Here is a 12994-nt window from a genome sequence, read left to right as displayed (position 1 = left end):
ACGGCTGGGCAAGCGTTGCGTGAGGAGTGTTGCGTGCCGGAATTTGCGGAAGAAGCGGAAGTGACGCATGACGCGAAGCAGGCCGCCCGGATCAGCCTGCTCGCGCGCCGCCGCGCCCGTACCGAAGCTGACCGCGCCACGGCTGCGGCACGCATCCAAGCCGAGCTGATCTCACTGGTCGGTCGGCTGCGGCCCGGCCGGGTCGCCGCGTACGCCCCGGTCGGTCGGGAACCAGGTGGCCCGGACCTGCCGACGGTGCTCGCCGACGCGCTGCCCCCGGGTGCGGACCTGCTGCTGCCGGTGCTCTGCGACGACCTCGACCTGGACTGGGCCGCCTGGGACGGGCCGCAGGCCATGGTCGCTGCCGGGCGGGGGATCCGCGAGCCGGCCGGGCCTCGACTGGGGGTCGCCGCGGTCGCCACCGCCGATCTGGTGGTGGTGCCGGCACTGGCGGTGGACCGCCGGGGCATCCGCCTGGGGCGTGGCGGTGGGTCGTACGATCGGGCCCTGGCACGGGTGCCGGCGACCGTCCTCACGGTGACACCGCTGTACGACGGTGAGCTGCTGGACGAGTTGCCCACCGACCCGCACGACCAGCCGGTACGAGCGGTGATCACGCCGACTTCCGGGTTGATGGTCCCCTCGGGTGTCGTGCCCCACACTTCCGCTGGACGAACCGGGGGGCGATGACGCACCATTGGCACTCGAATACGTCGAGTGCCAACTGGCCGTGTCAGACCCGGAGGAGAACGTGCCCACGTACCAGTACGCCTGCACCGCGTGCGGTCACCAGCTTGAGGCAGTGCAGTCCTTCTCTGACGACCCACTGACCGACTGCCCGGCGTGCGAGGGGCGACTGCGTAAGCTGTTCAACTCGGTCGGCATCGTCTTCAAGGGCTCGGGCTTCTACCGCACCGACTCCCGCTCCTCCGGATCGGACAGCACGTCCAACGGGTCGAACGGCAAGTCGGAGTCCTCGACCTCCAGCTCGAACGGGTCGAACTCCTCGGCGACCAGTTCCAGCTCGTCCGGCTCCGCTTCGTCCGGCTCCACCTCGTCCGGCTCCGGCAGCGGGTCGTCCGGCGGATCGTCCGGGTCCTCCGGCGGCGCGAGCAAGGCGTCGGCCACGGCCAGCCCCTCCTGACGGATCCGGTACCGGAGCCACAGGGCCCGGGACGAACGGGCGGAGACGCTTACTCCCAGTGCGGTGGGCGCTCGGCGAGCAGCCAGTCGTCGTTGCCGCCGGCCCGCTCACCCCAACCGTGGTCGGTGTCGTCGGCGGTCTGCTCCGGCAGCACCACGAAGTCGTCGGTCAGCTCGACCGTGCGATCGTCATCCCCCCGGCCATGTGGTTCGCGAGTGCTCACGAGCGGCAAGACTAACGCAGCGTGCGTCACCGACGATCCGAGCGGCGTCGGGGATCGTGCTGGGTCGGATAGGCGGTCGGCAGCACCATCCCCGACGTTGTCCGGATCATGACGCGTCCGGGCGCGGCCTGACGGTGCGGCGACGAGGTGGTTGGTAGCGTCGGACGGCGTGACGGTCCCCCCATCCGGTCTGGATCCAGACGATCCGTGGCGCCGGCCCGACTCCGGCGACGGATCCTCAAGCCAGGGCGGCGTCCCTGACCAGATCCCGGGCCGCGCCGCGTCAGGTGGGGCGGGCAGTTACGGCGGCCCGCCACCCACCACCGCGCCACCGCCTGGTTGGCGGCCTCCGGTGCACCTGCAACCGGCGCCGCCCCGTCACCTGCCGGCCCAGGACATGACCGGCTTGGACGCGCAGGAACAGCGGGCACAGCGGGTCACCTGGATCGTCGGTGCGGTCGCCGGCGCCGTCCTGGTGGTACTGACCTGCCTACTCTGCACCCGGTTGCTGTTCTGAGGTCGCACCCGGGCCAGCCAGGATCGGGATGGTACTGGCTGGTTCACCGGTGGGCGGCGGTCCGGGCCAGCCGTGGGCGGCCTATTCGTAGGTGTTGCCCCAGACCATCTCGGCACCGGAGTGCCCGCTGAACCAGACGTAGACCAGGGCGGCGACACCCAGCCCCAGCACCACGACCGACAGCACCGCGGACACCCAGCCGGGCAGCTTCGGCACCCGGGGGTGATTGCTGGTGATGACCAGCAGCAGGATGACCACCAGGCCGAGCGCCAACGTGACGCGGAACAGTATCTCGCCGTGCGCCGCATGTTCGTTGATCTTGTCGAGGATCTCGCCGGAGAACCCCCGCTCGATCTGCCGGGCCTGCAGCGCCTCGCCGGACCTCGCGGCGACCCATGCGGTGATCGGGGCGACCACCGCCAGGACCGCCACCGCCCAGTCCAACCGGGCGCGGAACCGGGGCAGCACGATGTACGCGAGGGCGAGCAGCACCAGCAGCGGTACGAAGACAACGACCGCGTGCACGACCAGCACGTGTAGGGGCAGTCCCAGCGCCTTCTCGAACATCGGCACCTCCGAGGGTGATCGTGGATGTCAGCGTACGGGGGCATGCCTGATCCGCCCAACGCCCTGTTGCTCCACACGCAGCACCGACCCCGAGGGTTCAAGTAGACCGGCGTGGCACTCTTGACTGGTGGATACCGTCGACGTCGGCCTGTTTGGTCCCGGTTCGGTCACCTGGAAGTTGCACCAGGAGCCCATCCTGTTCGTCGCCGGGCTGCGTTCGCTCTACCTCCAGGCGTTGCATCCCCGGGCAATGGCCGGGGTGGCGCAGAACAGCAACTACCGTCAGGACGCCTGGGGGCGTCTGCTGCGCACGGCCGAGTACGTGGGTACCACCGTCTACGGCACCACCGACGAGGCGGAGCGGGCTGGACGACGGCTACGTCGGCTGCACGCCCGGATGACCGCGATCGACCCGGCCACCGGCGAGCGGTTCCGGATCGACGAGCCGGATCTGCTTCGCTGGGTCCACGTCACCGAGGTGGAGTCGTTCCTCGACACCGCGCGTCGGGCCGGCGTGCCGCTGGACGCCGACGAGGTCGATCGCTACTACACGGAGCAGCGGCGTACCGCCGCCCTCGTCGGGCTGGCCCCGGAGACAGTTCCCGGCACCGCCGCCGAGGTGACCGACTACTACCAGCGGATCCGACCCGAGCTGCGGATGACCCGGGAGGCCGCCGAGACCGCCCTTTTCCTGACCGCCCCGCCCCTGCCGTGGAAGCTCAGCCTGCCGGCGCGGATCGGGCTGAACCTCGGCCCGCCACGGTGGGCGTACCTGGGCATCGCCGGTACCGCTCTCGCCCTGCTGCCGTCCTGGGCGCGACGGCTCTACGGCGGGTTGGGTCTGCCAACCACCGCGCTCTCGGCCGATGTGACGGTACGCGCGCTGCGGCTCGCCCTCACCGCCCTGCCACGCGACTGGCGGGAAGGCCCCATGCAGCGCGCCGCCAAGGAACGGGCGGCTCAGCTGACCGCTACCGCCGGCACCACCGGCTGACGGCGGCGGTCGTTCCGCGGTGACGTGCCCGGTCAGTCCTGCTCCGCGGATGGCTCGGCGAAGCGCTCCACTGCGGCCCACGGTTCCTTGCCCGGCATCGCGGATCCCGTCGGGCAGTCGCGCCGATAGTCACACCAGGCGCAGCGCGGCCCCGGAGCGGTCGGGAAGGCGTCGTCCGGATCGGCCCCGTCGGCGACCGAACGTTCGGCGGCCATGATGTCGCGGGCGGTCTCCTCGGCGCGGGTCACCTGCCGCGCCAACGACTCGACACTGTGCTCGTGTGCGGCAACGGTGCCACTCGGCAGGTGATGCAACTCGACCCGCCGGCACGGCCGGCGGAACACCCGCTCGGCCGCGTACGCATAGAGCGCCAACGCCTGCGAACCGCGTGCGTCGTCGCTGTCGAGCCCGGTCCGGCCGGTCTTGTAGTCGACGATGACCAGCTCGGGCCCTTGCGGGCCGGGCCGGGAGTCGATCCGGTCGGCGCGGCCGTTGAAGGCCAGCACCGAGGTCTTCACCGCGACCACCCGTTCCACCCCGATCGGCTCGTCGGCCGGATCCAACCCGCCCACGTACGCCTCCAGCCAGCCGAGGGCCCGCCGGTAGGCGTCGCGCTCCTGCTCGTCGTCGCGGTAGCCCTCGCGTACCCAGGTGCCCTTGAGCAGGGTGGGCAGCGTCTCCGGGCGGCGTCGGTCGGCGGGCAGCGCATACCAGTTCTTCAGGGCGGTGTGCACGCTGGCGCCGAGGGAGTTGTGCGCCCAGGGTGGGCCCTTCGGCGGTGCCGGACGGTCGACGTAGGAGTAGCGGTAGCGCCGAGGACAGTCGGCGTAGGCGCCGAGCCGGCTCGGTGTGCAGACGAACAGGCGCTCCGGCATGCCTTCGAAGCCGAGCTGCTCGGGCTGCGTGTCGCGGGGCCGGGGCGGGCGGCCACCGGCGGCGGGTCGTCCGGCTGGGGAGGCTCGTCGCACGTTCAGATCCTGTCATCCACCCCCGACAGAGCTGGCAGCCGGTCAGCCGACGCCGTTGTACTGAGCCACGAACGCCGCGATCGCATCCGCGATGAGCTGCACGGCGATCGCCGCCAGCAGCAGGCCGGCGATCCGGGTGAGCACCTCGATCCCGCCCGGACGCAGGACCTTGACGATGCCTCCGGAGAACCGCAGCACGATCCAGACGGTGAGCATCACCGCGACGATGGCGGCGGCGATCGCGGAAAAGTCGGTTGGCCCGTCTGCGCGCTGGACGAAGAGCATCGTCGCCACGATCGCGCCGGGTCCAGCCAGCAGCGGGGTGCCCAGCGGCACCAGGGCGATGTTGGCGGTGGCCTGTTTGGTCGGGTCGTCGGTCTTGCCGGTGAGCAGTTCCAGGGCGACCAGGATCAGCAGCAGTCCACCGGCCGCCTGTAACGCCGGCAGGTCCACGTGCAGGTAGGCGAGGAGTGTCTGGCCCGCCACCGCGAAGATCACGATGACACCCAGCGCCAGCGCGACGGCCTGCCAGGCGGCCCGGTGACGCTCCCGCGCGGACAGCGGGCCGGTCAACGCCAGGAAGATCGGCATCATGCCGGGCGGGTCGACGATCACCAGCAGGGTCACGAAGACCTCACCGAAGAGCTTGAGATCCACCCGGTCACCGTAGCCGTGGCCGTCGGCGTCGGAACCCAGGTCACCCCTAAGCGACCTCGGTCACCCCGGAGGAGGCGGCGACGATCCGCTCGTACGCGTCAAGGCCGGTGGTGAAGGCACCGAGCTGGACCGTTTTGTGGCTGCCGTGGAAGTCCGACGACCCGGTCACCAGCAGGCCCAGCTCGGCGGCGAGACCGCGTACGTGGGCGCGTTCGGCGGGCGAATGGTCCTCGTGGTCGGCTTCCAGGCCGACCAGCCCGGCTGCGGCCAGCTCGGCGATCAGCTCGTCCGGCACGATTCGGCCGCGACGACTGGCCCTGGGATGAGCGAAGACCGGTACGCCGCCGGCCGCCCGGACCAACCGCACGGCCCGGAACACGTCGATGTCCTCCTTGGGCAGCCGGTACCGCTCCCCCAGCCAGTCCGGGCCGAACGCCTCGGCGGTGGTGGTGACCAGACCGGCCCGGATGAGCGCCTGGGCGATGTGTGGCCGGCCCACCGTTCCGCCGCCGGCCAGGGCCAGGATCTGTGGCCAGTCCACGCCGATGCCGTCGGCACGTAGCAGGTCCACCATCCGTTCCCCCCGCGCCAACCGCGCTGCCCGCACCCGGGCCAGCTCGGCGACCAGTTCCGGATGCTCCGGATCGAAGAGGTACGCCAGCAGGTGCAGCGACACCGGGGGTTGCTCGCCGTCCCACCGGCAGGAGAGTTCCGCGCCACGGACCAGCCGCAGCCCGGGTGGCAGGGCACGCAGCGCCGGCCCCCAACCGTCGGTGGTGTCGTGGTCCGTGATCGCGACCACGTCCAGTCCCGCAGCGGCGGCGGCACGGACCAGCTCGGCCGGGTCGAGAGTTCCGTCGCTGGCCGTGGAATGTGTGTGCAGGTCGATCCGGATGCTCATCGCCCGTCGTCACCGGGTGCCCGGTCAGCCACCGCTCACCACCACTGGCAGTTCACCGGCCGGAAGGTCGGGCAGGACGGTCGGCGCGGCACGCCGGCCCGCGGCCACCTGGTCGACGGCCACCCGCACCAGACCGCCGTTGGCGGCGGCGTAGTAGGCGGTGTCGGGGGCACTCCAGACCACAGTGCCGGTCATCGCCGGCCCGGCCGGGCGTACCCCTGAGGTGTCGAGCTTCGCCAGGTCCACCAGCAGCGCCGAGTCCTCACCCGCCGACCTTCCGTTGACCAGCAGCCAGCGCCCGTCCGGTGACACCGCGCCCCGGCCGTCGCCGAGCAACTCCGGCCCGCATTCCGGCCGCACGGGTGTGAGGTCCCGAGCCGGGTCGAGCAGCGTCAGGCAGGCGGGGAGCCCGGCACCCGGGGTGACTCCACCGACCAGGCGTCCGTCGGGCAGCGCACCGAAGATGTGGCTGCTGGCCCGATCGCCGCCCGGGTCCAGGGGCCCGGGTCGTGGTGACCACAGCACGTGCCCGGGATCGTCGGGCACCAGCCGGACCAGCACGGCACCGTTGACGAACCGCAGCGGTACCGCCTCGACAGGTGCCTCGGCCCGCACGATGGCGGCGAGTTCGCCGTTCACGATCCCGGCGGCGGCCAGCACCGTGCCCTGCTTCCAGGCGACCTGCCGGCCGTCTTCGTCCAGGGCGATCTCGTCGGCACCGGCCAGCAGCACCTGCGCGGTGCCGTCCGCGGCGATCGCCCACAGGAAGCGTCCGGCCAAGGTCGGTGCGCTGATGGCCAACCAGCCACGGCCGTCGGTGAGTCGATGGGCCCGTTCCACGGTGCCGGTGCCGTGCAGCGGCACCCGTCGGCCCTGCGCGGTGGCGATCGATCCGCCAATGAGCAGATCCACCTCGGCGATCGGAGGCGCGGTGTCCGGCCCGGGTGGCGGGATGGTGCTCTTGACCAGCGGTGGCAGATCCGGGTCGCCGATCACCACCGTGCCGCCGGTCGGTGGCCGGTCGTCGCGCAGGTGCAGATTGCCCGCGCCGACCGCCACGATCGTCGCCACGGCCAGTCCCATGCCGGTCAGCGTTCGGCGACGCTGGATGCGGTTGGCCCGTCGGATCGCTGCACCGGCCGGGTCAGCCGTGACCGGACGTGGTACGGCCGCCCGCCGGGACAACATCTCCCGTAGGGCACCTTCCAAGTCGCTGGGCGGCACGTCCAATGAACGATCCGGGAACCAGCTCTGGTTGTCATGAGCTGTGGGTTTCCGCTTCACCGTCGCTCTCCGACCAGCGCGCTGCCCGGCTGCGCCGCCGACTCGGGTACCGACGCCGGGTCGCCATGCCCGCCCGTTCCCGTCGAGTCCGGCGCGCCGGGCGAGGAGACCACGTCCGGGGAGGCCGTCACCCGACCGGGACCGGTTCCGGCCGGGACGATCCCACCTGAGGGCGTTGCGGCCGGCCGCTGCCGAGTCACCCTGCCGGGCCGGGCGGCACCCTCCGGTTGCGGCTGTGCGCGCCTGCTCCGATCGGCCGACTGCGCGGCCGGCTCCGAACCTTCGGCGCGCAGGCCGAAGGCGTCGTCCGCACCGATCCGTCGACGTAGCGTGGCCAACGCACGGGACGTCTGACTCTTCACCGTGCCCGGCGAGATCTCCAGCATGGCGGCGGTCTGCGCCTCCGACATGTCCTCGTAGAAACGCAGCACCAGCACGGCTCGCTGCCGGGCGGGCAGCGCCCGCAGGTGCCGCCAGAGCACGTCCCGGTCCAGCTGACGTTCGATCTCGTCGGTGGCGGCCTGTTCGGGCAGCACCTCGGTCGGCCGCTCACCGTGCCAGCGACGTCGCCACCAACTCGTCGAGGTGTTGACCATGACACGCCGAGCGTAGGGTTCGATCGCCTCGATCCCACCCAATCGCTTCCACGCCAGGTACGTCTTGGTCAGCGCGGTCTGGAGGAGATCCTCCGCGGTGCCCCAGTCTCCGGTGAGCAGGTAGGCGGTCCGCAGCAGGGTGCCGGAGCGGGCCGCGACGAAGTCGCGGAACTCCTCTTCCAGCGGATCGCTGCTGGCCACACACCACCTCCGTGCCTGTACTCGCCGCAGCCTGCCACAGCGTGACCAGCGGGTCGAGGACGAAAGGTGCGCGATATCTCCGATGTTCGGTCAGAAACCTTCAGGCGCCGTCGTCGGCCTTGGCCTCGTCCTGCTCCTTGCCCAACCGGGCCTCGACCGCCTGCGGCTCGTACATCTCCTCGACGACGCGTAGGTAGAGCTCGTTGGGGTTGGGCAGGTTCTTGACCTCGCGGAGCGCCTGCTCCTGGCCGGCAGACTCCAGCACGAAGGTGCCGTAGTTGAGCGCCCGACCCGCCGGCGTCTGCTCGTACTTCATGTCGGTGACCCGGACCAGCGGCATCATCGCCACTCGCCGGGTGATGATGCCGTTGACCACCATGACCCGTTTGTTGGTCAGGATGAACCGGTCGTACCACCAGTCGGCGACCCGCCACGCCACCCAGCCCATCACCGCGAACCAGAGCAGCACCGCGATCGTGGTGAGCGCGCCGACGTCCTGACCGGCGAGGAAGCCGGAGAGGTAGCCGAGCACGAAGGTGGCGGCGACCCCGATGATGATCGGGGTGACGAGGTGGATCCAGTGCCGCTTCCACTCGCCCCGGTACCGTTCGGTTGGGAAGAGGTATCGGGCGACCAGCGAGCTGGGTTCGTCCTCCAGCGGCAGCACCCGGCGGGGGGTGGCACCGCTGGCGTCGGCGCGCAGACCGGCCAACTCCTCCTCGGAGATCTCCGGGGGGAGATAACCGGCCTCCGGATCCCGCACCCAGGCCCGACCGGACCGACCCTCGCCGGCGTACGCCGGACCGTCACCGTAGCCGGCATCGTCAGAGAAGGCCGGGCCGTCGGACAGGCGAGCGCCGGTGCCGTAGCCCGGGCCGTCGTCGGGGTCGATTCGGGGAATCGGCTCTGTATCGCGTTCCCGGCGGGCCCGGTCGGGGTCGTCAGGATCGAAGGGGGGGCCGGAGGGGCTTCCCATCGGAGGCTAGGCGACCAGTGAGGTGAAGAAGTCGCCGAACCCCTGGGCGATGTCCATGATGCCGCCGCCCAGCGACTTGAACACATCCGCCGCGGAATTTGGCCTGTAGGCGACGAAGAAGATCAAGAATGCGATTCCGGCCCAGGTGAGGACCTTCTTGACCATGGCGGGCCATCCTCTCGCGCGGCGCCGGGTCCCATTACCGCAGCGGCACCCAGAGTATCAGCGTGGTCTCTTACCGTGAATATCTGCGTCCGTTCTCCGACATTCCAGGAGGCTTGTCAAGCCTTCCCGTGCAGATACGGAGATGGGGCGCCGTACACGAGCTCTGGCGGCGTCCGCTCGACCAGGTCGTGCAGCAGCACGTCCTCCGCGAGCAGATGCCCCGCACTCGCCGGCCAGGCTATCGCATAGAGCCACATTCCCCGAGCCTCGCCGGCGTACGCGCTTCGATCCGGCAGCGAGTTGACCAACCACAGTGGAGTCGGGTGGCCGGCCGCCCTGATCCCGGCGCGTCCGATATGGCCGGCGTGCCCCGGGCCGGGGTCGGTCAACGCCTCGGCCAGCTCCGGTCCGGCATCCGGGCCGGGCACCCCGGCGTAGCGCGCGCCCAGGCCCACGCCGGGTTCCTCGGCCACGAAAATCAGATCAGCCGGGCCACCACCCAGTGGTGCGGGTCCGGCGCAGGCGACCGCCGTGGCGCGTACGCCGAGCCGATCGTCACCGGCCCACGCCACACCGGTCGTGGTCCAGCCCGGAGGCAACGGCCACGGACACCACAGCGGAACCGTCGGCCGCTGCGGTTGGGCGGCGGCCTGGATCAGACCAACCACGCTGGCCACGATCTCCGCTCCGATGTTCTCGGGCACGTGCAGTGGGGCGATGGGCCCGCAGTCGGGGCACCGGGACTCGGCGTGCATGAGGTCCGGCGGCCGGACCGACCCACCGCATCTGGGACAACTCACCGCAACCGTCACCACTCCACCGTCGCCCCGTGGCCGCCTCTCGTCAAGCCGAGCCGCCTCATCCATGGCCCTGCCGCCCCAAAACCCCGATCAATCCTGGCCGATCATGAAGTTGTTGCACGTCCGTCCGGCGTGTCGCGGCAACACCTTCATGATCAGCGGGATTTCGGGGGCTGAATCAGGTGGGGGGCGGGCCGGCGTGGGTGCGGATCCAGGCGTGCATGGCGATTCCGCTCGCCACGCCCGCGTTGATCGAGCGGGTCGAGCCGTACTGGGCGATGGAGAAGATCTGGTCGCACGCGGCATGCGCGGCCTCGGACAGCCCTGGGCCCTCCTGCCCGAACAGCAGGACACACCGTCGCGGCAGCGTGCTGGTTTCCAGCGGTCGGCAGCCGGGCAGGTTGTCGATCCCGACCAGCGGCAGGTCGTTCTCCGCCGTCCAGGCGACCAACTGGTCGATTGTCTCGTGATGGCGTACGTGCTGGTAGCGGTCGGTGACCATGGCGCCGCGCCGGTTCCAGCGTCGCCGGCCCACGATGTGCACCTCGGCCGCGAGGAACGCGTTGGCGTTGCGTACCACGGTGCCGATGTTGAGGTCGTGCTGCCAGTTCTCGATCGCCACGTGAAAGTCGTGCCGCCGCCGGTCCAGGTCGGCGACGACCGCCTCGCGCCGCCAGTAGCGATAGCGGTCGACCACGTTGCGCCTGTCTCCCGCGGCGAGCAACTCCGGGTCGTAGCGGGGATCCTCCGGCAGATCTCCGGGCCAGGGCCCCACGCCGACATCGAGCTGCTCACCGGTCACGATCACGCAGGTTACGCCTCGCCGCCCAGGCCACGCCCCATCGCCCGCCACCCGGCGTCCGGCCAGCGACGGACAGCGAGCACGAGCACCCCGGCCGCTCCGGTCAGCGCAGCGCGAGCGCGTCGCCGAGGCGGTCGAGAAGACGGCGGTCGACGGGAGCCAACGCTGTCGATGATGCGGTACGACAGACGCGGGCGGCCACCGACTGCACCCACTGGCGGTATGCCGCCGAGTCGGCGGGGTCGGCATGGCGATCGAGTACCCGCACGACGGCCCGGCAGGCGGCGAGCACGTCCACCAGGTCGGTGAGCTGGACCGCGGGCGGGGCTGCGCCGTCATCTCGGGCGTAGATCGCGGACACCACGGCTCGGACCAGATCACTGTCGAAGGCTCGCCCGGCCGCCACTGCGTCCAGGCCGGCCAGGCCCGCCGCCACGCTCCGGTGCGGACGCCCAAGGCCGGGTTGGGCAGCCGCCACGATCACCCGCCCGGGCAGACTCGTGAGCAGGTCCCACTCCGTGGCGGAATAGGCGGTGGCGGTGGTGATTCGCTCGCTCATGGCGGGACCTCCGGCGCCAGCATATGCGCCCGGACCCGGGACCGAACCCCTCCGGTGGGAACCCGCCACGGCGCGCCCCGGTGACCGCGCGACGATGGTCGATCGGACCCGCGTACGGGTCAGCGGGGTTCGGGAAAGCTGGGCCGCTCGGGGTCGACGCCGTCCGGCACGGCTGCCGCGGCGTACTCCCGCTTGGGGACCATCACCTTGCGCCGGAAGACGCAGACCAGCGTGCCGTCCTGGTTGTAGCCGCGGGTCTCCACGGCGACCACCCCCCGATCCGGCTTGGAGGTGGACTCCCGCTTGTCCAGCACCGTGGTCTCGCCGTAGATCGTGTCGCCGTGGAAGGTGGGTGCGACGTGCCGCAGCGATTCGATCTCCAGGTTCGCGATGGCCTTGCCGCTGACGTCCGGCACCGACATCCCGAGCAGTAGCGAGTAGATGTAGTTGCCGACAACGACGTTGCGCGTGAACTGGCTTGCCGTCCCGGCGTAGTGCGCATCCAGGTGCAACGGATGGTGGTTCATGGTGAGCAGGCAGAACAGGTGGTCGTCGTACTCGGTGACGGTCTTGCCCGGCCAGTGCCGGTAGACCGCGCCGACCTCGAACTCCTCGTAGTAGCGGCCAAACTGCATCCTGGTCCCCTTCGACGGGCGGCGACGGAGTTCGGCACAGCATGCCTTATCGAGGGTTAAGGAGAACCGAGGGGCGCGGCAGACGCCGGAATGTCGCACCGGACCGGCACCTGAAGGCCGGATGATCGGCGTTCGAGCGGGCGATCGGCGGGGTCGACCGAGGCCGGACGCAATGAGCGGCGGGGCCCTCCCCGGCACCCGCCGCCCACGCTCTGATGCCTCAAGATTCTGCCGTACGACCGTCCGGTCGCACAGAGACCGAGGTCACATTTATCTTTTTGTTACATCACTCTGAGTAACTGATCATCGGCCCCTAAGCGATCTCTGCAGGTCGAATCAGTGCTAGTCAGCACCAAATTTGCTGCGTTGCGCCGGGTCAGGGCGTTGATCTCATTGGAAACGCTCCCATTACGGGCAGTTAAGCAAATGCGACATGCAAGTGCGATCTGCGGGTGCCCCTGGAGACCGATGACGATCGATGCGGGCGAAGGCCCCACCCGAGCTGCGACCAGGGTTACGGTGGCACCACGGCGGGAATGCGAAGGGGTGCTCCCGGGTTACATCAGACGTAGCTGTTCCGCGTGATCGGAGAGACTCACATGGCAACCGTCGAGCTGACCACGGCCAACTTCGACCAGGTGACCGAGGCCAACGGCATCGTGCTGGTCGACTTCTGGGCTGACTGGTGCGGTCCCTGTAAGCGGTTCGCTCCGGTCTACGAGCGATCGTCCGAGAAGCACGCGGACATCACCTTTGGCAAGGTGGACACGGAGGCGCAGCAGGAACTCGCTGCCAAGTTCGACATCCGGTCCATCCCGACGATCATGGCTATCCGCGATGGCGTGATCGTCTTCGCCCAGCCCGGCGCGTTGCCCGAGTCGGCCCTGGAGAACCTCATCGAGCAGGTTCAGGCGCTCGACATGGAAGACGTACGCAAGAAGCTCGCCGAGCACAAGCACTGACCACACTGACCGACACGATGGCCGGGCCCGGTTCGGGCCCGGC

Annotated in this window: 18 protein-coding genes and 1 pseudogene; 5 read left to right on the top strand and 14 right to left on the bottom strand. The window is 70.4% G+C overall.

Going from position 1 to position 12994, the window contains the following annotated elements; genetic code table 11:
* The first annotated feature begins 60 nt into the window (after positions 1-60).
* Both Vlu01_RS00410 and Vlu01_RS27815 read left to right on the top strand, forming a co-directional pair.
* Positions 61-690 carry a 5-formyltetrahydrofolate cyclo-ligase gene (locus Vlu01_RS00410; protein WP_239095606.1) on the top strand — a complete coding sequence of 210 codons (630 nt, stop codon included), beginning with the start codon at positions 61-63 and terminating at the stop codon, positions 688-690.
* Positions 647-844 (top strand): annotated as a pseudogene (locus tag Vlu01_RS27815) (FmdB family zinc ribbon protein); the annotation flags it as partial. The gene Vlu01_RS00410 and the pseudogene Vlu01_RS27815, both read left to right, overlap by 44 nt.
* Positions 845-906: 62 nt before the next feature.
* Here the strand turns inward: Vlu01_RS27815 and Vlu01_RS27380 are convergent.
* Positions 907-1128, bottom strand: coding sequence for a hypothetical protein (locus tag Vlu01_RS27380; RefSeq protein ID WP_239095630.1), 222 nt, complete (start codon positions 1126-1128; stop codon positions 907-909).
* Positions 1129-1193: 65 nt separating this feature from the next.
* Positions 1194-1367, bottom strand: coding sequence for a hypothetical protein (locus Vlu01_RS00400; RefSeq protein ID WP_203990722.1), 174 nt, complete (start codon positions 1365-1367; stop codon positions 1194-1196).
* A gap of 169 nt (positions 1368-1536) precedes the next feature.
* Between Vlu01_RS00400 and Vlu01_RS00395 the strand changes: the two genes are divergently transcribed.
* The gene (locus tag Vlu01_RS00395) at positions 1537-1884 is read left to right on the top strand and encodes a hypothetical protein (protein ID WP_239095605.1); all 348 of its coding nucleotides are present in this window, start codon (positions 1537-1539) and stop codon (positions 1882-1884) included.
* An 81-nt stretch (positions 1885-1965) separates the two neighbouring features.
* Here Vlu01_RS00395 and Vlu01_RS00390 read toward each other — a convergent pair whose 3' ends face one another.
* A complete protein-coding gene (locus Vlu01_RS00390; RefSeq protein ID WP_203990717.1) occupies positions 1966-2451 on the bottom strand; it encodes a DUF2231 domain-containing protein in 486 nt (161 codons plus the stop codon).
* Positions 2452-2578: 127 nt separating this feature from the next.
* On the opposite strand from Vlu01_RS00390, the gene Vlu01_RS00385 reads away from it, so the two are divergent.
* Positions 2579-3445, top strand: coding sequence for an oxygenase MpaB family protein (locus Vlu01_RS00385; RefSeq protein WP_203990714.1), 867 nt, complete (start codon positions 2579-2581; stop codon positions 3443-3445).
* Between the two features lie 32 nt (positions 3446-3477).
* On the opposite strand, the gene Vlu01_RS00380 is transcribed toward Vlu01_RS00385, so the two are convergent.
* The 11 genes from Vlu01_RS00380 to Vlu01_RS00330 form a co-directional block, all read right to left on the bottom strand.
* Positions 3478-4320 (bottom strand): RecB family exonuclease, encoded by an 843-nt coding sequence (locus tag Vlu01_RS00380; RefSeq protein WP_373307229.1) that lies wholly within the window; start codon positions 4318-4320, stop codon positions 3478-3480.
* A gap of 135 nt (positions 4321-4455) precedes the next feature.
* Positions 4456-5070 carry a MarC family protein gene (locus tag Vlu01_RS00375; protein WP_203990708.1) on the bottom strand — a complete coding sequence of 205 codons (615 nt, stop codon included), beginning with the start codon at positions 5068-5070 and terminating at the stop codon, positions 4456-4458.
* A 46-nt stretch (positions 5071-5116) separates the two neighbouring features.
* Complete coding sequence (locus tag Vlu01_RS00370; protein ID WP_203990705.1) at positions 5117-5971, bottom strand: PHP domain-containing protein; 855 nt, start codon at positions 5969-5971, stop codon at positions 5117-5119.
* Between the two features lie 24 nt (positions 5972-5995).
* Positions 5996-7195: a hypothetical protein gene (locus Vlu01_RS00365; protein ID WP_203990703.1), complete on the bottom strand. Its 1200-nt coding sequence runs from the start codon at positions 7193-7195 to the stop codon at positions 5996-5998.
* A 56-nt stretch (positions 7196-7251) separates the two neighbouring features.
* Positions 7252-8052: a SigE family RNA polymerase sigma factor gene (locus Vlu01_RS00360; RefSeq protein ID WP_203990700.1), complete on the bottom strand. Its 801-nt coding sequence runs from the start codon at positions 8050-8052 to the stop codon at positions 7252-7254.
* A gap of 100 nt (positions 8053-8152) precedes the next feature.
* Entirely contained in the window at positions 8153-9028 is an 876-nt protein-coding gene (locus Vlu01_RS00355) for a PH domain-containing protein (RefSeq protein ID WP_203990698.1), read from the bottom strand.
* Between the two features lie 6 nt (positions 9029-9034).
* Positions 9035-9193: a hypothetical protein gene (locus Vlu01_RS00350; protein ID WP_007455302.1), complete on the bottom strand. Its 159-nt coding sequence runs from the start codon at positions 9191-9193 to the stop codon at positions 9035-9037.
* A 116-nt stretch (positions 9194-9309) separates the two neighbouring features.
* Positions 9310-10059 carry a DUF6758 family protein gene (locus tag Vlu01_RS00345; RefSeq protein ID WP_373307216.1) on the bottom strand — a complete coding sequence of 250 codons (750 nt, stop codon included), beginning with the start codon at positions 10057-10059 and terminating at the stop codon, positions 9310-9312.
* A gap of 112 nt (positions 10060-10171) precedes the next feature.
* Entirely contained in the window at positions 10172-10795 is a 624-nt protein-coding gene (locus Vlu01_RS00340) for a TrmH family RNA methyltransferase (protein WP_203990696.1), read from the bottom strand.
* 103 nt (positions 10796-10898) lie between these two features.
* A complete protein-coding gene (locus Vlu01_RS00335) occupies positions 10899-11354 on the bottom strand; it encodes a hypothetical protein (protein WP_203990695.1) in 456 nt (151 codons plus the stop codon).
* A gap of 119 nt (positions 11355-11473) precedes the next feature.
* A complete protein-coding gene (locus Vlu01_RS00330; RefSeq protein WP_203990688.1) occupies positions 11474-11989 on the bottom strand; it encodes a MaoC family dehydratase in 516 nt (171 codons plus the stop codon).
* Between the two features lie 599 nt (positions 11990-12588).
* Here Vlu01_RS00330 and trxA point away from each other — a divergent pair.
* Positions 12589-12951 carry a thioredoxin gene (gene trxA, locus Vlu01_RS00325; RefSeq protein WP_203990686.1) on the top strand — a complete coding sequence of 121 codons (363 nt, stop codon included), beginning with the start codon at positions 12589-12591 and terminating at the stop codon, positions 12949-12951.
* Positions 12952-12994 lie beyond the last annotated feature (43 nt).

This window comes from Micromonospora lutea (assembly GCF_016863535.1).
GTDB lineage: Bacteria > Actinomycetota > Actinomycetes > Mycobacteriales > Micromonosporaceae > Micromonospora > Micromonospora lutea.
The sequence above is the reverse complement of the archived record's forward strand: the minus strand, read 5'-3'. Positions and strand labels throughout refer to the sequence as shown.

Excerpts from the sequence above, each read along its gene's own strand:
- Vlu01_RS00390 (WP_203990717.1), bottom strand. The coding sequence starts at position 2,451 with ATGTTCGAGAAGGCGCTGGGACTGCCCCTACACGTGCTGGTCGTGCAC.
- Vlu01_RS00380 (WP_373307229.1), bottom strand. The coding sequence starts at position 4,320 with ATGCCGGAGCGCCTGTTCGTCTGCACACCGAGCCGGCTCGGCGCCTAC.
- Vlu01_RS00370 (WP_203990705.1), bottom strand. The coding sequence starts at position 5,971 with ATGAGCATCCGGATCGACCTGCACACACATTCCACGGCCAGCGACGGA.
- Vlu01_RS00355 (WP_203990698.1), bottom strand. The coding sequence starts at position 9,028 with ATGGGAAGCCCCTCCGGCCCCCCCTTCGATCCTGACGACCCCGACCGG.
- Vlu01_RS00350 (WP_007455302.1), bottom strand. The coding sequence starts at position 9,193 with ATGGTCAAGAAGGTCCTCACCTGGGCCGGAATCGCATTCTTGATCTTC.
- Vlu01_RS00345 (WP_373307216.1), bottom strand. The coding sequence starts at position 10,059 with ATGGATGAGGCGGCTCGGCTTGACGAGAGGCGGCCACGGGGCGACGGT.
- Vlu01_RS00335 (WP_203990695.1), bottom strand. The coding sequence starts at position 11,354 with ATGAGCGAGCGAATCACCACCGCCACCGCCTATTCCGCCACGGAGTGG.
- Vlu01_RS00330 (WP_203990688.1), bottom strand. The coding sequence starts at position 11,989 with ATGCAGTTTGGCCGCTACTACGAGGAGTTCGAGGTCGGCGCGGTCTAC.
- trxA (WP_203990686.1), top strand. The coding sequence starts at position 12,589 with ATGGCAACCGTCGAGCTGACCACGGCCAACTTCGACCAGGTGACCGAG.